The sequence below is a fragment of the Ideonella sp. BN130291 genome (assembly GCF_036231905.1).
Classification (GTDB): Bacteria; Pseudomonadota; Gammaproteobacteria; order Burkholderiales; family Burkholderiaceae_C; genus CAMLIZ01.
Genome location: NZ_JAZARE010000007.1, coordinates 174,381 through 191,221, shown reverse-complemented (window position 1 = coordinate 191,221; position 16,841 = coordinate 174,381). Strand labels below are relative to the sequence as shown.

General features: G+C 62.8%; 14 protein-coding genes and 2 pseudogenes. 6 read left to right on the top strand and 10 right to left on the bottom strand.

Features of this window, described 5'->3' with window-relative positions:
- Nucleotides 1–78: 78 nt before the first annotated feature.
- From VPH43_RS16660 to VPH43_RS16630, 9 genes and pseudogenes are all read right to left on the bottom strand, one after another.
- Nucleotides 79–1,467, bottom strand: coding sequence for a hypothetical protein (locus VPH43_RS16660; protein WP_328578849.1), 1,389 nt, complete (start codon nucleotides 1,465–1,467; stop codon nucleotides 79–81).
- 45 nt (nucleotides 1,468–1,512) lie between these two features.
- Nucleotides 1,513–1,845, bottom strand: a pseudogene (locus tag VPH43_RS24660) (TniQ family protein); the annotation flags it as partial.
- Between the two features lie 17 nt (nucleotides 1,846–1,862).
- Complete coding sequence (locus VPH43_RS16655) at nucleotides 1,863–2,618, bottom strand: hypothetical protein (RefSeq protein ID WP_328578848.1); 756 nt, start codon at nucleotides 2,616–2,618, stop codon at nucleotides 1,863–1,865.
- Between the two features lie 138 nt (nucleotides 2,619–2,756).
- A pseudogene (locus VPH43_RS24655) lies at nucleotides 2,757–3,119 on the bottom strand (TniQ family protein); the annotation flags it as partial.
- A 4-nt stretch (nucleotides 3,120–3,123) separates the two neighbouring features.
- Nucleotides 3,124–4,083 (bottom strand): TniB family NTP-binding protein, encoded by a 960-nt coding sequence (locus VPH43_RS16650; protein WP_328578847.1) that lies wholly within the window; start codon nucleotides 4,081–4,083, stop codon nucleotides 3,124–3,126.
- Complete coding sequence (locus VPH43_RS16645; RefSeq protein ID WP_328578846.1) at nucleotides 4,080–6,095, bottom strand: Mu transposase C-terminal domain-containing protein; 2,016 nt, start codon at nucleotides 6,093–6,095, stop codon at nucleotides 4,080–4,082. The genes VPH43_RS16650 and VPH43_RS16645 overlap by 4 nt, the downstream gene beginning before the upstream one ends.
- Nucleotides 6,058–6,645, bottom strand: coding sequence for a TnsA endonuclease N-terminal domain-containing protein (locus VPH43_RS16640; RefSeq protein WP_328578845.1), 588 nt, complete (start codon nucleotides 6,643–6,645; stop codon nucleotides 6,058–6,060). Before VPH43_RS16640 ends, VPH43_RS16645 begins: the two co-directional genes overlap by 38 nt.
- Before the next feature lie 364 nt (nucleotides 6,646–7,009).
- Nucleotides 7,010–7,444: a helix-turn-helix domain-containing protein gene (locus tag VPH43_RS16635; protein WP_328578844.1), complete on the bottom strand. Its 435-nt coding sequence runs from the start codon at nucleotides 7,442–7,444 to the stop codon at nucleotides 7,010–7,012.
- Nucleotides 7,445–7,782: 338 nt separating this feature from the next.
- On the bottom strand, nucleotides 7,783–8,379 hold the full coding sequence (locus VPH43_RS16630; protein ID WP_328578843.1) for a hypothetical protein: 597 nt from the start codon (nucleotides 8,377–8,379) through the stop codon (nucleotides 7,783–7,785).
- Between the two features lie 339 nt (nucleotides 8,380–8,718).
- On the opposite strand from VPH43_RS16630, the gene VPH43_RS16625 reads away from it, so the two are divergent.
- Genes VPH43_RS16625 through VPH43_RS16600 form a run of 6 tightly spaced genes read left to right on the top strand, consistent with a single transcriptional unit; the run spans nucleotide 8,719 to nucleotide 14,179 of the window.
- Nucleotides 8,719–8,946, top strand: a complete 228-nt coding sequence (locus VPH43_RS16625; RefSeq protein ID WP_133700514.1) for a hypothetical protein — start codon at nucleotides 8,719–8,721, stop codon at nucleotides 8,944–8,946.
- A 12-nt stretch (nucleotides 8,947–8,958) separates the two neighbouring features.
- The gene (locus VPH43_RS16620; RefSeq protein WP_328578842.1) at nucleotides 8,959–10,767 is read left to right on the top strand and encodes a hypothetical protein; all 1,809 of its coding nucleotides are present in this window, start codon (nucleotides 8,959–8,961) and stop codon (nucleotides 10,765–10,767) included.
- Complete coding sequence (locus tag VPH43_RS16615) at nucleotides 10,764–11,693, top strand: hypothetical protein (protein ID WP_328578841.1); 930 nt, start codon at nucleotides 10,764–10,766, stop codon at nucleotides 11,691–11,693. Before VPH43_RS16620 ends, VPH43_RS16615 begins: the two co-directional genes overlap by 4 nt.
- 20 nt (nucleotides 11,694–11,713) lie before the next feature.
- Nucleotides 11,714–12,439: a DUF6339 family protein gene (locus VPH43_RS16610; protein ID WP_328578840.1), complete on the top strand. Its 726-nt coding sequence runs from the start codon at nucleotides 11,714–11,716 to the stop codon at nucleotides 12,437–12,439.
- Complete coding sequence (locus VPH43_RS16605) at nucleotides 12,440–13,744, top strand: DNA cytosine methyltransferase (RefSeq protein WP_328578839.1); 1,305 nt, start codon at nucleotides 12,440–12,442, stop codon at nucleotides 13,742–13,744. It abuts the gene before it with no gap.
- A gap of 9 nt (nucleotides 13,745–13,753) precedes the next feature.
- Nucleotides 13,754–14,179: a very short patch repair endonuclease gene (locus tag VPH43_RS16600; RefSeq protein WP_328578838.1), complete on the top strand. Its 426-nt coding sequence runs from the start codon at nucleotides 13,754–13,756 to the stop codon at nucleotides 14,177–14,179.
- A gap of 76 nt (nucleotides 14,180–14,255) precedes the next feature.
- Here the strand turns inward: VPH43_RS16600 and gyrB are convergent, their stop codons facing one another.
- Nucleotides 14,256–16,820, bottom strand: a complete 2,565-nt coding sequence (gene gyrB / locus VPH43_RS16595; RefSeq protein ID WP_328578837.1) for a DNA topoisomerase (ATP-hydrolyzing) subunit B — start codon at nucleotides 16,818–16,820, stop codon at nucleotides 14,256–14,258.
- Between the last annotated feature and the right edge of the window lie 21 nt (nucleotides 16,821–16,841).

Genomic DNA, 16,841 nt, shown 5'->3' with positions numbered 1-16,841 from the left:
TGTCGCCTCTTACGTAAGGATACCTTTTGATGGCCTCGGCGACAGCCTCGTTAGCTACTGACGGTGACCGGGCAAAGCCTATGTGCCCCGGGCGCAATCAATGTTGGCGCGGACGTCAGCCCGCCGGAAGAAGTATTGGCGACTCCCGTCAACTGAGGGCCCGATAACCGGTGCTACCTTGAGCTTCGGCAACAGGGAGCGTGGTGAAGTCCCCTGGTCCTTAGCCAGGCTTGCGAGCGAGACGAACTCGTCCCTGAACCTGAGCATGTCTTCGGGAGTGATTCTTCGAGAACCGTCCTGAGTTCTCGTGCATTTGAGTAGCCCGAGGTTGGCCAGCTCGTAAGCCACCTCGTCCTTCAGGCCGAGCTGCCGCGCAGCCTGGGTCACCGTGAACATCGAGCCGGACTGCCCACGCCGCTTCTGTTCGATCCATCGATGGAGCGCCTTGACGTTGACGCAAGCGTTGCCCAGCGCCGGCTCCTGGTCGGACGACCCGATGGCCGAACCCAGCTCTCCACGAAGCGCTGCATCAATGAGTCCCATCCGCTCTTGGTCAGTCAGGCGCCAGTAGCGCAGGACGAACCGAAGAGGCTGAGCCGGTGCTTCCACCTCTGCGACGGGAACAGTCGGCAGCCTTTCCGAGACCATCCATACGCCGGTCCGGGTCAGTCGCCCGGACACCAAAGCCACCAGCTTCGCCTCGATCATCTGCCTGACCAGCCGTTCTGGAAGAGCCAGACGCCGGGACGCTTCTTGAAGGGTCAGTGTCCCATCCGCCACCGCCGTCAGATCGCGTAGGTCCTCCTCGTCAATGAACGTCAGCTGCCGGCCCGCAGCGGTGCAGACTACATCCGCATCTATGGCCTTTGATTGCACGAGGCGCTTCAGCGTTGACATAGCCAGACCAGTCTTCTTGGCCGCCTCACCGCGACTTATCTTGCGGTGACCCGCAACCGTCTCGGTTCTCAGGCGGGTGTTCCTTTTGCATAGAAGCCCCCACCAGTGGGCATGCAAGAACGCTTCGAAGCCGTCGCGAAGAAACTGGTAGTCCGACCCCGCAAGGCGCCTGTACAGAACGCGATAGAGCGAACCGAACACCTCTGGCAAGCGGGCCGAGAACGAGGTAGCTCGCACGTGGGCGAGCCGTGTCGCCAGCAACTCCTCAAAATGGACAGGCCAGCTAGCAAGCAGTAAGTCGGCAGAAGCAGCGAGATCAGACGCCACGTCGAGCCGGTCCAGGCCGTTGAGCTTTCCTGGCTTCTGAGGGAAGTTCGCAGAACTGAATTGGCCTAGAAAAGTGACGAGCCGACTCAGAGTCTGAAAGGGAATCGACCCGGCGTCATGCTGTAGGAGCTGGCACGCAGCGCACGCCAACGCCAGCTCGAGTTCTGTGCATGCGGGACCGGCAGGAAGAGCCTTGAGATCGGCCCCACAACCACATTTCATCTCCGCAAGCCGGAAGACCACCACCCGAGTCCCACAAGAGGCGCACCGGTCTACCAGTCGACATCGGTGCTGCTGGCATGCCGTCACAGCTTTGAGATGCCATGGCCGACGCAGGAATGAACATTCACTCAGGCAAAGCGAACACCAGCGGAGATATCTGTAGTTCCACGATCCCACAGGCAGGGATGCCGAAAGGCTTAGCCGGAAGCAAGGCGGCGTCGGCCCGTGCATGGATGCAACGAGGCGATCGGATACGCCGATCGCATCTGAGATTGCGGCGACTAACGCCGTGCCAGTGGGCGAGCCTAACGCTTGCCAGAGCGCGCGGGGACCGTCAAAGCCGAGCGCCTCAGACAGGCGGACCAGGTATCCGAACAGGGACTCGTCCGGAAGCGGCATTGGGCGCAAGGGCAGCATCATGCCGTGAGACCTTCCGCTGCGTCGCTGCGCAGCGCGGTCAGGTACGGACGGAGGTGCACCAGCGGCACCGTCCGAAGCAAAGACCAGAGCGACGCTACAACATGTTCGGCGCTCCTGACGACCTTCGGCGCATCGGACGTGACTGCGCTTAGCATGGCCAGATGAACTTCCGAATCGTCGCCTCGCTGAAACGCGCGGTACAGCTCCGTGACGATCTCAGCGATGACATCGTCGCGAAGGTCCCACCTCTGAGCTGCCGGAACCTGCGTGCAGTCAGCCGTCCTGGAGCTCCTCGCGTACCCGTCCCAGCAGTCATACCATGTGCCGAACGCTTGGAGTTCCGCCACGCGATCGGCAATAGGGCGCACGGGGTACAGCAGTGGCCTGTCGAGTGTCAGCTGCACTCGGTGCGTGGACAGAAGGCTCCTCAGCCCGGCCGCTATCTCCTCGCGCAGCAAGCTCGTCGACTGACTGGTGTCCTCGGCCCATGCGATGACCCGCCGCAGAGCCGGTCGCACAGGAGCGAAGAACTCCCCTTCCTTCTTCTGCAGGTGGTTGAACAGTTCGGCCGCCACGGCATTGCGGTCCGACAAGGCGTCATGCAGTAGACGGGCACCTTCCAGCATGCAATTGCGGCCGCGCGACCTCCCAGCGCTCGTAAGCAGCTTTGCACCATCGGCCAGAGAAACGTACAGGTCATGCGCGGATTCTTCGTTACCGCCGACAAGGCTCTCCCGGAGCATCTGGACCACGAACAGCTCGTGAACAGCAGCCTCCTGGATCTCGCAATCAAACAGCGACGCGCCACACCTGCATGACCAATCCAAACGGCAAACCCGCCAGGTGCACCACGTGTCGCACACAGGGCAACGGTCAACAAGCCGGCAGACATGCTTCTCACAAGCCCAGACGCCCGGCAACTGCCACATCCACCGATGCACCGGCTCGCTGCGCATACACGCGGGGCAGTATGCAAGCCGGGCAACCGAGCCAAGCAACAGGCGAGATGCGCTGTGGGCTCTTCGCCGCATGCGGGCGACCGGAAGCCAGGCCTCCCGGACGGTCGCCGGGTCGCCTACAACCTTGATGAGGGCATTGAGCGAAGCTGCTTCCACGTATGAACGGTCCAGTGCCCTCAGCAGCGCAGCCGGAATCCTTTGACCGTTCGCGTCGTACGCTCGATAGAGGTAGCCCGGCAGGCTTTCGCCTGCTTGGTAGGACGGGCGGACCGGAAAGGCCGCCAGCGCCCTCATTGGCTCACCCACGTTTCTTCACCTGTCGTGGACGAACGTCTTCGAACGGCTCTCCGGCACGATCCAGCCGACGGTGCGCGAAGGCCACGTTGAACGGGTTCAGCGCACCGACCCCCTCCCACCACACCTCCTCGGTAAAGACGCGTTCGAGCAGGCCTGGCCCAATGGAACCATAGCCTTCCTCGACCGCCAGCCGAAGCGCACCAGCCATCAGCTTCTTGATGTGCGCAATGCGGCCATCGCTGGCGTAGTAGAGCCGCACCCCAAGCTCGCCGTCTTCGAAGGGCCCTCCAACGATCTTCAAGGGCAGCGATTGCGCCAGAGACTGGAAGAGCTCAAGGCACTCCTCGCGAATCGTGCGCTTCTCGTCCTGGCCAAGCGAAAGCCGCAACCTGTTGGAGAAGCGCCGCCGAAGCTGCTCGTTCGCCTGGATGAGAGCCTCAAGGCGTGGCAGGCCCAGGAAGACTGTCGGCACCCCCATGCCATCGATGAGCACCTTCAGCCAGTCGGCAACCATGTAGTGGGTGACGGACTGCCCTCGGTCGCTGATGTGCTGAGCCTCGTCGATCAAAATCATTTCGACTTTGCAGCCGTGCACGAGCTTGACGATGCGGCGCGCCTTCTCTGAGATGGAGCCACTGTTGGGCGCCGGATCGCCGAGAGGCGTCAGGAAGGCCTCGGCCATGCTCGCGATAGTCGCCGCGGCAGGGACCCCGACAACCAGCACCGGCAGGATGTCGCGCTCCTTGTGTTCCTGCTTCGGGTACGCAGCGGCGAGCCAACGGCAGAGCGTGCTCTTGCCCGTACCGCTTTCGCCGAGGACGACGAGGTTCTTTGCCATCCCGACTTCGCGAAACATCTCGAGGTTTCCGCGAATGGCATCGGCCGCGGCCTTGAAGGCCGCGAACTCGATGTATTCCTCGTCGAACCGCCGAAGGTCCTGATAGAGGTCCGCCGTGTTCACGGTTCAATCCGCTTGGACTTGAGCGTGAATCGAAGCAGGAGGCTTGGGCGTTCACTGATCTCGGTGCCAGCCGCTTGAACGGGAGGCGGTTCGGCGGGCGGTGAGGATGGGCGTGGCGGCCTTGCTGGTGGCAGTTGCGTCACGCGTGTTGCACTTTTCGGCGTCACCGGCTCGGTCGGCCGCGTGGCAGACAACCCTCGAAGCGCTGCGCTGCGACGACGGTCCCGCTGCTTGCGGCTGCCTAGAAGCTGGAGCACGCTTTCGGAGAGTTCTGCTTTCGCCTGGCGCAGCGCCGCCGCGTCGTGGTTTGCCAGCCCCATCTCCTTGGTCTTCTCGTGCATGAAGCGGGCTTGCGCGAGGGTAATGCCCTGGTACTCCGCGTACAACTTGGCTCGCACCGAGACGGGTTCATGATCTTGCGGGCCCCAGACCTGAATCTCGCCGATGTCGTCCGGATCGAGGACCACGCGCACGGGCGTACCCGGGCCGTGTATGTCTAACAGGCGACTCAATGACGGACCGCAATAGCGGACGTTATGAAGATCGATGCCGTAGTGCTGCAACGCGCGCTCCTCGACCATACCGATGCGGCGCTGGAGCGCGGCCCTGTCGGGGGGCAGCTCGGGCTTCACCCGCTCCGCGCCTTCATTCCAAAGCGCGAGCGGGATGCCCTTGACGCCGCGGTGAACGCTCTGCCCGTAGATGTCCAACAACCATTTCTCGAAGACATGCCGGAACTCGGCCATGGTCATCAGGGCATGCTTGGCAGGGTCATAGTCGCCTCGCTGGTGCAATCTGGCGAAGCTGGTGCCCGGCAGTTGGTGCGCAAACGAGTAGTTCAGCGTTCTGAGGAACCGCTCGACAACCCCCTTGAACCGCGGTTCCCGCTTTGGGCAGAACTGGAGCGTGATGCCCAGATCCAATGCCACGGATTCCAGGTCGGTGCTGTGAAACTCCAAGCCGTTGTCGAGAATCAGGGCCAACGGCCGCCCGTAGCAGGTCCAGGCGTTCACGACCATCAGGCCCGGAATGACGGGCTCGGCGGGCTTCTTTGGCAGGATTGCATGCCGCAGTGCCGACATGACTGCAGCCGTCGATGGCTGACCGAAGCCGATGTAGTAGCCGAGCACCATGCGGCTCTTGTGGTCGATCAGGATCGTGACGATGGGCCGCCCAAGCGGAAGCATCGTCTTCTCGTCGATCAGAAACAGGTCCAGCGGCGTGTGGTCCACCTCCACCCGCTCGAGCACATGGTTGGTCTTGACGCTGCGGACCACTACGCGGAACTTGCGATCGGCCGCCGCCTTGCCTTCGCGCAGCACGGCAAGGTCGTACTTCGGCGCGTCATTCAGTAGGCGCTGCACCGTGCGTAGACACGGCATGCGTAGTTGGTCCTCGTCCAAGCGTCGGCGGTTCGCTGCATCCACTCGCCGTGCCAGCGCCGTATGGACGGTCGTAGCGTTCGCCAAAGGGCTGATGGCCATCGCTTCCGCAATCGCTTCCCGCAGCAGGTCGAACATCTCGGATTGGCCCGTTCGCTGCAGTCGAGCTCGGGAGTGCGGCGCAAGGGCTCGCACGTCCTGATTCAGCTGGTATCTGCGCCACCATCGCCAGAACGTGGGAACGCTGGGGCTCTTCTCGTCGCCGATGGCCGCCGCTGCTTGATCGAGCAAGGGGCGGAGATAGTGGACCGAGAAGCTCGGCCGCCCCTGCTCGGCAACGACGTCGATGTAGTGTTTGCGACGGCGTACCTCCGCCTGGACCTCCGAGGGAAGATCGCTCATTGGGCGGGCGAAATGGAGGCGCCGAACCTCTTCAACGACTGTCGCCCTCACACCCGCTGGGCCCGCGTCGCAGTACGCGTCCAGCAGCTGCCGCCGCGTCACGAGCCTTGGTGAGCCGTTGTCGACCTGCTCGAGCAGCACCTGCTCGTCTTGATGCAGCTTGCCGATCTGGTACTGGACCCCCGCCCACTCAAAAACCAAGCCGACTCGAAATGAGAAAGCGCCCATCGCTGTGCTCCTCGGCAAGATGAATCGGCGTTTCGTGGGAAACGGGCTGGTCGAGATCGCAGGCGCAAACGCCCATGAGCAGCAAGGTGGCCGGATCGAGGCCTGTTCCGCGAAGCTTTGCACGCGCGCTGCCTATCGTGTGTGGCCCCGACGAGGCGAGCTGTCTCCCGCCAAAAGCAGCGGCCCCGGGCGTGACCGGTGTTGTTCCGGCCTGCTGGTAGAGCCACCTGATGTTGTCCAACCGCGGCTGACGGCGGATGTCGGTGCAAGTCAGCACTTCGAAGCGCACGTTGTCGCGCTCGAGGTGGGTGCGAACTGCATCGAGCTTGTTGGACGTCTCTGGATCGCTCAGCCGGTCCTGTGGCTTGACCTCGATGTACAAGGCCTCACCCGAGGTCAACAGCACCTCAAGGTCCGGCGTGTACGTGCGCAGAACATCACCATCCGGGTACTGCACGTCGATGGGTTGCTGCCGATACGCCGCCACCGCCGGAGCGGCTTCCATCAAGTGCATCAAATCCAGCTCGAGGAGCTCCTCGAACTCCACCATGCGACGGTTCTTACGGCTCGGGAACTTGCCCCGGATGATGCCGCCAGTGGGGCGGACTACCCGGCGGGCGGGCGCGACGGAATTTGGGCCAGGCGCATGCCATGGCCTATGCCAAGAATCTGAACTCATTGCTCCTCCAGGCCGGTGCGGGACGAGGTGGGCTCCCCCACGCCGGAAGCGATTACCTATTACCAATTTCGGGCGTAGCTACGCCCGGGCCCGGTCATGAAAACCGGGCCAGTGCGGTCGGAAGTGAGGTGCTCGGCTTGACGCTCCGCCGCAGCTGGCGATACTGGAGGTGCGAAATCCGGGGGTATCGACAGATGCTCCGACCAGCGGGGCAGCCGAGAGGTTGTCCCGCTTTCTACATGGGCGCCTCCGTCGTGCTTCGGCGCCGACGGATCCGCCGTGGCGGCAGGCCGTCATCGTCTGACTCAAAGGTGTCTCGCAGGCGCAGCCGCAAGATGTCACGGATCATCTCGATCTGCTTTGGGCTGGCTTGGCCCAGCTCCTTCCGTAGGTCATCGAGGAGCAGGAAATGGGCGGTAGGCGCATCCGGTTCGAGCACCAACTTGCGATTGGATGCCTCGACGGCCTTTCGCAGCTCATCCCGCTCAGCATGCGACAGCGGGAGGGCCGACTGGAGTCGGTCAACGAACTCGTCGGTCGGCGGACCCTTGATGCCGATCTCAAGCGCAGAGATGTAGCTCTGCTCGTAGCCAAGCCGCTCCGCCAGCTCGGTCTGGCGAACGTCGTAACGGCACCGCAGCCTGTAGAGGAGTTCGGAAAAGGGGCTCATTGCTATCAAAACCGATCAAGGTCTTGATAGCAGCGTATTCAGGAATACTCGCGGTCGCGCCGGTGGTGAAACGGATAGCGATCTGCTGTAATCGGCTCCATCCTCCCAAGCAGACTCTCGGTGTAGTTCTTTTCACTACACCCGCCTCGTCTTACGGCGCCTGCCCATTGGCCGGCAGCGATGCGCGCGACATCCGATTGGCGCAGTGACGGATCTAGTTCGCTCGCCACCCAAGAGCGAATTCCCCTGAAACACAAGCTCGAAGGCTAGGCCGCCGCTTTCCCCCAAGCAAAGTCGCACCCATGAAAGATCTGGGTACGCACGGCCATGTCCGCAACCTAGGCCCACGCAACGCGGCACGCCAAGTATTCACCAATGACCAGGTGCACCGAGCTCCCGTGCCCCTGTCCAACGAGGTAGCGGTAGCGCCCTGGCTGCACGTCTAGCCAGCCATTGACAGGCTGCTCGCCGTTGCTCATCAGCCTCATGAACGCGCGCGATCCCATCTCAGGCCACAGCGCAATCGGCTCCGGCTCTGGGCACCCAAAGAACTCCCGTACCTCGGCAGCCAGGAGGCTCAGCGGCGCGACTTCTAACAAGGCCGGCTCGTCAGGCTCTTGGATGCTCAGCTCGTAGTCCAGGTGGCCGCGAGCCAGCTTCAAGACCACGTTGCGCACCCTGTCCATGTTTGGTGCCCAGACCTTGCCTCCGCGCTCGTCAAGCTCCATGGTCGATTGAATGTCGGCGGCCAGAAGCGGCGCGGCCGCCAAGATGCGCCGGATGTTCTCGCGCTGCAGGCTGGCCGGGTCCGTGGAGCCGCACACGACGCACTCCAAGAAGCACGCCAGATATTGCTCGTCCAGGGAGAAGGACTGATTGCAGTCCTGGCATGCCTCCACTACTGGAAGGTTGGGCGGATAGGGCTCGTCAAGCAAGACCTTTGATGGGCAGTGGTCCCTGGTCTCCGGCCGTCCTCCGCAGTAGACGCACGTGCCACGGAGGCGATCGTCCACAAAGAGCTTCCGCGGGTCGTTCATCTTCAACACCCCTACCAGGCTCGCGCGCGTTCAGCAGCGCGCGAATGTGCGACGTCTCGCCTTAGTGAAAAGACACCGGCAGGGACGAGCACTGGTCAACTGTAACGGCCGCACGCGGCGCGCCGCCTTCCAAGCGCATGGATGAAGCGGAACAACAGCAAAAGAAAAATCTCGCGAGCTACGCACATCCGTGTGCTACATTTCTCACCCGTAGTGAACCAACACAGAAAGGTCGCTATGCGAGACAAGCGCAGCCGTTTTATTGAGCTTGGTGAAGCAAGGGTCACAAAGGCAACCCAGATGCTGCGGCTCATCGGCAACCTGGCGAACTCAAACAACTACGAGTATTCGGCGGAAGACGCCCAAAAGATCTTCACGGCGCTCGACGCCGAGATGAAGCTGCTGAAAGCCAAGTTCCAGACCGCCCTGAGCAAGCGGCCGAAGGACGAATTCAAGCTCGGTTGAGGGAGAGACGAGATGGGATGGTATTTCCACGTCAGCGACCCAATGGGGGGCGCAGCAGGCGAGGCCTTCGCGAACACGCTGAAATCTCCGGGCATGCTGCCCGAGCACGTTTTGGCGCGCGAAGCGATTCAGAACTCGGTCGACGCTGGCAATGGATCGAAGGTCGAAGTGCGCTTCCGCGCGAGCGTCATGAAGGGGGCCAAGAAGACGGCCTTCGTGAAGGCCGCCGAGCTGGGCCGCCTCGCCGAACGCTCGAAAGAACTGAAGCTGTCCGGCCCGAACTGCCTCTCGACCCTGGACAAGCCGCAAAAAGACCTCTGCCTGCTTTACGTCGAGGACTACAACGCGGTCGGCCTGTCCGGCGATCCGCATGACATGGACTCGAACTTCTACCGGCTGCTGCTGTCACTGGGCGACCGCTCCAAGTCGCGTACGGCTCAAGGCAACACCGGCGGCTCCTACGGCTTCGGCAAATCGGTGTATTCGTCGAGCTCGGCGATCCAAACCATCTTTGCCTACACCCGATTCAAGGGCGCCGACGGCAAAGAGCACACCAGGATCTTTGGCTGCGGCTACTTCGTCAGCCACAACTTCAAGAAGTCGCCTTACAGCGGGCGCGCTTGGCTAGGCATGCCCGCGCGAAAAGATGACCTGGGCCGCGTCGTCGTCGACCCCATCGAAGGCAAGAAGGCGGAAGAGTTTGCCGTCAAGCTCGGCTTCACCACGCGCGAGGCCGGCGATTTGGGCACCTCGATCCTGATCGTGGACGCAGCGGTGGACATCAAGGCGATCGAACGCGGCGTCGAGGACTGGTGGTGGCCGCGGTTGGTGGAACACAAGCTCGACGTCAAGATCATCGATCCCAATGGCGAGGAACACGTCCCGAGGCCCAAGAAAAACCCTGGGCTGCGGCCGTTCATCGAAGCCTACGACATCGCGCTCGGTCGGGGAGTGCTCCTCAAGCAAGGACAGCAGAAGCAAGCGGTCTTCAATAAAGAGCAAGGGCTGGAGATGGGGCGTTGCGGCTTTGTGGTCGCCCCCGTCGATCCGAGTGGCAATCCGACCGTCCCGCCGGAGCGCGTGAACTCCGTCGCACTGATCCGCGGACCACTCATGGTTGTGGCGTATCACCCAGCTTCCCAGGCGAATCCTGCGATCGTTGGCGCCTACATCGCGCCGGACGAGGACGTAGTCGAGCAACTCCTGCGAAAGAGCGAACCGCCCGCGCACGACCGTTGGGACCCGGACTCTACGAATCTGCGCGATGAGGATCAAAAGGGCCGCGCCATCGTTCAGTCGATCCTCAACCGAATCAAGCAAAACCTCCGCAAGTTCCAGAATGAAGCCGCTCCGGCCACTCCGGTCAAGCAACGCCGCATGACGCAGCTCGAGCGCGCGCTCGGCACGTATTTCAAACCCAGCGGCAGCCCCGGCAATCCGCCTCCGCCGGACTCGGGCCCGTCTCCGCTCCATCTCGAATTCTCCAAGGCCCCCTACGCCGAGGCCACCGAGGGCGGAATGCTGCGCTTGAAGAGCACGTTCACCGTGCGCCTCGACGACACGTCGGAAGAAGACTCTGTCCCGCTGCGGTTGCAAATGAACTGCCCAGTGCTCGAGGACAGCAACGAGGAAGGCGACAACCTGCCGCTCACCATCGTCGTTGAGGGCGTGGACGCCGTGAGCGACGAGGCCGACCCGTGGACCTACCGCTTCACGCTGCCCAAAAACACGAAGGCGAAATTCAAGGTCGAGTCCGCGCCATATGACCCAGCGTGGACGGTTCGCCTGCGCCCGGACATCGACCGCCTGGAGGCGCAATGAGCAACATCACGTGGCGCAAATCCGCCACCAAGGACGTTCGGCCATTCTTCGGTGCTGCGACGCTCGAGAGCAGCGTCGACCTGGCCGAGATTCGGCTCTATGAAGATGGCCCGTTCATGGCTGACACCGCCCACGCGGTCGAGCCCTCCGATAGCCAGACCCTCGACATCGTGATCCGGCCCAACCTCGCCTTGCCGCCCGCGATGCCGATGGCCAAGGGCGATCTGGTGTTGGCAGTGACCGCAGTCCAGCCGTTCATGAAGAAGACCATCGTGGTCGAGACCCACAAGGTCTCGGGCAAGATCCCTGATGAGATCGGCATAGGCAGCGACATCATCGACAAGCTTGGGGGCGGCTCCAACATCACCATTGAAGTCGCGCTGTGCCTCGGCAAGCAGCTTGCGAAGAAGCCCGGCAGCCCCTTCTTGCTCGGCCACTGGCTCTCAAAAAAGAGCTTCGCCATCAAGGCGCCGAAGCTGGCTGAGGACTTCCCGATTCAGCCGATGACCGACGAAGAGTGGAAGCTGATCGGCTACCCCGCCAAGACGCTCTATTCCGTCCAATACATTGGTGGATTCAACGACCCTGTGGCCAAGGACAGCCACCTCGCCAAGGTTCGCATCCATGCCGACGTGCATAAGAAGCTGACGCTTGAGTCCGCTCAGCGGTTGGCCAAGCCCATGATGGCCTCGCTCGCCGCAGAGATCACGGGTCACATCATTGCCGCCAGCCTATCCGAGTGGGACACCGCGGACGAGGCGACCCCCCATAGTCCGCTGTCCGCCTTCTTGAAGCGGATCGCGCGGATCGACCCCGCGTTCACATTCAAAAAATTCAAGGAATGCGCCAAAGAGCCAGGCATGCCGCGGCTCAAGGCTCTGCTCCACGCCGACCAGCAGTCGGTGCGCTCCATCGCTGAGGGCTGAGAAACATGCGGTATCCAACCATGACGGCGGGCGACGCCACCACCTACCTGCAAGCCAAGCGCGCGGGCAATCAACTTGACGTTGAGTCCCTCGCCCGATTCGCGGGCTCTGGCGACGATTTCGACAGCTCGTTCCTGCAACCGCTACGAGCCGAGCTGACCAGACTGATGGTGAGCTTCCCGGAGGGCATCAAGTCCAAGTCGGACCCGAAGGCAAACACGTTTGAGGGCAAGGCGTCCCGCGTGATCCATCAGAGCCTCACGGTCGGCAGCGAAGTCCTGGCGGATCCCGAGTTTTGGATCTGGCTTGCAGTAACGCACTTTCCGGATGTCGTCGAATGGCGCTACCGCTACGGCAAGGAAGATAGCGCCGCGCAGTTGGCGAACTACGGCGTCGCCTCTCGCACTGAAAATCTGCTCTACCGCCTCTGGCTGCGGGCCGAGTTGGTGCTCGACGAAGGGGCAGCCGATCGCTATCATCTAGCGGACTTGGGACAGATCGACTTCTATCGAAGTCATCTCTTCCGGCAGGGCTACGCGAACGCACGCAACTTCGCCCGGGCGCTGTTACGGTTCCAATACCCGAAGAAGTCAAATCCGGTGGAGCCGAAGCTCAAGCTCTTGGAGATCCGCGATCTCGTCAAGCGGCTGCGCAGGATGCGAGCCAACCTATTCCTAGAAATTCTCCCTGAGGAGGATTGCCGCGCCGTCATTGAAGCGGAGGCGGCAGTCGTTTTGGCCAATTGAATGAGCAATATCCCGTTGGAGGCCTTCTCCTTGTCGGAGGGGCAAGTGGTCCGGACTGTCTCGGTCGGAGGGAGAACATGGACCTCATCGGTCGACAACCGCGCGGACGCCGGCCAGCACCCTGCGGGTGCCTGGTGGCAGAGCTTCCTACGCGGCGGGACGGTCTACGTTGATTCATCGGTTGGCAAGCCCAAGAAAATCCGCAGCGTCGACTCCTTCTGCGGCAGCGGCGGCCTGACCCTGGGCGCGGTCCAGGCAGCCGTCGCCACCGGGCACGTCCTTGAGTCTGTGGCGGCGATCGACGTGGACGACGACGGATTAGCCATCCACAAGGCCAACTTCGGGACGAAGCACATTCTGCACGTGAACGCGTCGAGCCTGGTCGATTGGCATGTCAGCGGCGAAGGCGAGAAATCGCGCTTCGCCTACGAGCCGGAGATCATCGATCCGGCGCTCGCGGGCGAAGTGGGCAACATCGACCTGTTTCTGGCCGGGCCGCCCTGCCAGGGCCACTCGAACCTCAACAACAAGACTCGTCGCGAAGACCCACGCAACTTGCTCTACGTCACTGCCGTTGCTCTCGGCGTGGGCCTACGGGCGAAGTCCATCGTCATCGAGAACGTTCCCGAGGTCGTCAACGACAAGAGCGACGTGGTCAACATCGCCAAGGCGCTGTTGAAGGCGGCTGGCTATGCGTGGATCGACAGCGGCGTGCTGGCCGCCGACCACATGGGCGGAGCGCAGACCCGCAAGCGCTATTTTCTGGTCGCCTCGCGCGTATCCGATCCTGTTGCAGAGCTGTCGATCAAGGACGTGGCGAAGGGCTTGAAACACGCCGCCAGGCCGCTGAGCTGGGCGATTGGCGACCTGCTCAGCGATCCGTCGCAAGAGCCGAAGACCGGGATCATGGACACGACGCCGATGCTGTCGGCCGACAACCTGACCCGCATCCAACACCTCTTCGACAACGACCTCTACGACCTGCCCAACGAAGTGCGCCCCGATTGCCACAAGGATGGCCACACCTATCCGTCGGTCTATGGGCGGCTGTGGTGGGACAAGCCTTCCCAGACCATCACGACGGGCTTCTTAACACCTGGTCGTGGCCGCTACGTCCATCCGCTGCGTCCCCGAGTCATCACGCCCCACGAAGCGGCGCGGATCCAGTCGTTCCCGGACACCTTCTCCTTCGTGGTCGACCCCTCGAACCCGCCGAGCCGCGCAGGCGTGCAGAAGTGGATCGGCGATGCCGTCCCCCCCCTGCTCGGCTACGCCGCGACCCTGCCGCTGATGGTGAGGATGTAGCCTTCGGGGATGGATACGCTGTCGCCCGAACGCCGATCCGCGCTCATGAAGCGGGTGAGGCGTTCGAACACCAAGCCCGAGGTCACGCTCCGCAAAGAACTGCACCGACTGGGCTTTCGCTACGTGATCGGCGACAAGCGCCTGCCAGGCACGCCCGACCTGGTCTTCCCGAAATACAAGACAGCCGTCTTCGTCCACGGCTGCTTCTGGCACGGTCACGATTGCCGGCAAGGCCGCGCGCCAAGCTCGAATGTGGAGTATTGGGCGCCCAAGATCGCCGCCAACCGCTCTCGCGACGCACGCAAGGTGCAAGCCCTCCGCGACCTCGGCTGGCGGGTCTTCACTGTTTGGGAATGCGAGCTAAAGAAAGCAAGGGCTTCGCAAACCGCAATCGACTTCGCCAAACGTCTGCAAACAGACTATTCGCCGCAGTAGGAAATTTTCACTTGCGGCGTCGCGCCGGTTTCACTGATTGGTCGCGTTTTTCAGCGACCGCGTCGTCCTACAAAACTTAAACGTCAATATTCGCCGCCCGCAACGCATTCGTCTCAATGAAATCGCGCCGCGGTTCCACCTCGTCCCCCATCAGCATCGTGAACACCCGATCGGCTTCGATCGCGTCCTCGATCTGCACGCGCAGCAGGCGCCGCACGGTCGGGTCCATGGTGGTCTCCCACAGCTGCTGGGGGTTCATCTCGCCCAGGCCCTTGTAGCGCTGGCGGCCGACGCTGTTTTCGGCCTGGCCCATCAGCCATTGCATCGCGGCGCGGAAGTCGTTCACCTTCTGCTCCTTCTGCTTCTCGCCCTCGCCCTTCTTGATGAGCGCGTTGTCGCCCAGCAGGCCCTTGAAGGTGCGGCCGGCGGTGGCCAGCACTTCGTAGTCGGCGCCGTGCACGAAGTCGGCGCTGATCACGCTGCTCTTGATGTTGCCGTGATGGCGGCGGCTGATGCGCAGGATGTGCTTGTCCATGCGGGCGTCGAACTCGGCGTCCACCTCGGCGCCATGCAGCGCGGCCTTGAGCGCGGTGGCGGAGATCTCGGCGTGTTCCAGGGTGTCCAGGTCAATGCTCACGCCGGTGGCCAGCGCGCGCAGCGCTTCCGAGTCCATCCAGTTGCTCAGGCGGCTGATCACGTTCTCGGCCAGCACGTACTGGCGAGCGAGTGCCTCGAAGGCTTCACCCTTGAGCACCGCGCCGTCCACACCGGTGTGCAGCTCGGCGTCGTTCAGCGCCACCTTGAGCATGAAGGCGTCGAGCTCGATCGCGTCCTTCAGGTACTGCTCGTGCTTGCCCTGCTTCACCTTGTACAGCGGTGGTTGCGCGATGTAGATGTGGCCACGCTCCACCAGCTCGGGCATCTGGCGATAGAAGAAGGTGAGCAGCAGGGTGCGGATGTGCGCGCCGTCCACGTCCGCGTCGGTCATGATGATGATGCGGTGGTAGCGCAGCTTGTCGGCGTTGAATTCCTCCGGGCCGATGCTGGTGCCCAGCGCGGTGATCAGCGTCACGATTTCGTTGCTGGACAGCAGCTTCTCGTAGCGCGCCTTCTCCACGTTGAGGATCTTGCCGCGCAGCGGCAGGATCGCCTGGAACTTGCGGTCGCGGCCCTGCTTGGCGGAGCCACCGGCGGAGTCACCCTCCACGATGTAGATCTCGCACATCGCGGGGTCCTTCTCCTGGCAGTCGGCCAGCTTGCCGGGCAGGCCCAGGCCGTCGAGCACGCCCTTGCGGCGTGTCATCTCGCGGGCCTTGCGCGCGGCCTCGCGGGCACGCGCGGCTTCCACGATCTTGCCGCAGATGATCTTGGCGTCGTTGGGGTTCTCCAGCAGCCAGTCGGTGAGCAGGCGGCTCACGATGTCTTCCACTGGTGCACGCACTTCGCTGCTCACCAGCTTGTCCTTGGTCTGGCTGCTGAACTTGGGCTCGGGCACCTTCACGCTCACCACGCAGGCCAGGCCTTCGCGCATGTCGTCACCGCTCACCTCGACCTTGGCCTTCTTGGCCAGTTCGTTGTCCTCGATGTACTTGTTGATCACGCGCGTCATCGCCGCGCGCAGGCCGGTGAGGTGGGTGCCGCCGTCGCGCTGGGGGATGTTGTTGGTGAAACACAGCACGTTCTCGCTGTAGCTGTCGTTCCACTGCATCGCCACTTCCACGCCGATGGTGGTGTTCTGCTCGCTGTTCTTCTCGCCCACGGCATGGAACACATTGGGGTGCAGCACCCGCTTGCCCTGGTTGATGAACTCCACGAAGCCGCGCACGCCGCCGGCGAAGGCGAAGTTGTCTTCCTTCGCGTTGCGCTCGTCGACCAGGCGGATCTTCACGCCGTTGTTCAGGAACGAGAGCTCGCGCAGGCGCTTGGCGAGCACGTCGTAGTGGAAGTCGATGTTGGTGAAGATCTCTTCGTCGGGCAGGAAGTGGACTTCGGTGCCGCGCTTCTCGGTGTCGCCGGTGATCTTCATCGGGCTCACTTCGAAGCCGTCGCGCACTTCGATGATGCGGTCCTGCGGCACGCCCTTGCGGAATTCGATGAAGTGCTGCTTGCCCTCGCGGCGCACTGTGAGGCGCAGCCATTTGCTGAGCGCATTCACGCAGCTCACGCCCACGCCGTGCAGGCCGCCCGACACCTTGTAGCTGTTCTGGTTGAACTTGCCACCCGCGTGCAGCTCGGTCAGCGCGATCTCGGCCGCCGAGCGCTTGGGCTCGTGCTTGTCGTCCATCTTCACGCCGGTGGGAATGCCGCGGCCGTTGTCGGTGACGGAGATGGAGTTGTCGGTGTGGATGGTCACCACGATGTCGTCGCAGTGGCCGGCCAGCGCCTCGTCGATGGAGTTGTCCACCACCTCGAACACCAGGTGATGCAGGCCGGTGCCGTCGGACGTGTCGCCGATGTACATGCCGGGGCGCTTGCGCACCGCCTCCAGGCCTTCCAGGATCTGGATGCTGCTCTCGCCATAGGCCGTGGAAGCCTCGGAGCCGGTGGAGGCATGCTGGCCTTCGGCGGAGGGAATGGCACGCTGCGTGACGCCGTCGGACGTGGTCTTGAACGGTTCGGTGGGCTTGGGGGAATCACTCATCACGGGGCTCTTTCTGCTCGA

Excerpts from the sequence above, each read along its gene's own strand:
- VPH43_RS16645 (WP_328578846.1), bottom strand. The coding sequence starts at position 6,095 with ATGGGCGCTTTCTCATTTCGAGTCGGCTTGGTTTTTGAGTGGGCGGGG.
- VPH43_RS16640 (WP_328578845.1), bottom strand. The coding sequence starts at position 6,645 with ATGGTGGAGTTCGAGGAGCTCCTCGAGCTGGATTTGATGCACTTGATG.
- VPH43_RS16635 (WP_328578844.1), bottom strand. The coding sequence starts at position 7,444 with ATGAGCCCCTTTTCCGAACTCCTCTACAGGCTGCGGTGCCGTTACGAC.
- VPH43_RS16625 (WP_133700514.1), top strand. The coding sequence starts at position 8,719 with ATGCGAGACAAGCGCAGCCGTTTTATTGAGCTTGGTGAAGCAAGGGTC.
- VPH43_RS16620 (WP_328578842.1), top strand. The coding sequence starts at position 8,959 with ATGGGATGGTATTTCCACGTCAGCGACCCAATGGGGGGCGCAGCAGGC.
- VPH43_RS16615 (WP_328578841.1), top strand. The coding sequence starts at position 10,764 with ATGAGCAACATCACGTGGCGCAAATCCGCCACCAAGGACGTTCGGCCA.
- VPH43_RS16610 (WP_328578840.1), top strand. The coding sequence starts at position 11,714 with ATGACGGCGGGCGACGCCACCACCTACCTGCAAGCCAAGCGCGCGGGC.
- VPH43_RS16605 (WP_328578839.1), top strand. The coding sequence starts at position 12,440 with ATGAGCAATATCCCGTTGGAGGCCTTCTCCTTGTCGGAGGGGCAAGTG.
- VPH43_RS16600 (WP_328578838.1), top strand. The coding sequence starts at position 13,754 with ATGGATACGCTGTCGCCCGAACGCCGATCCGCGCTCATGAAGCGGGTG.
- gyrB (WP_328578837.1), bottom strand. The coding sequence starts at position 16,820 with ATGAGTGATTCCCCCAAGCCCACCGAACCGTTCAAGACCACGTCCGAC.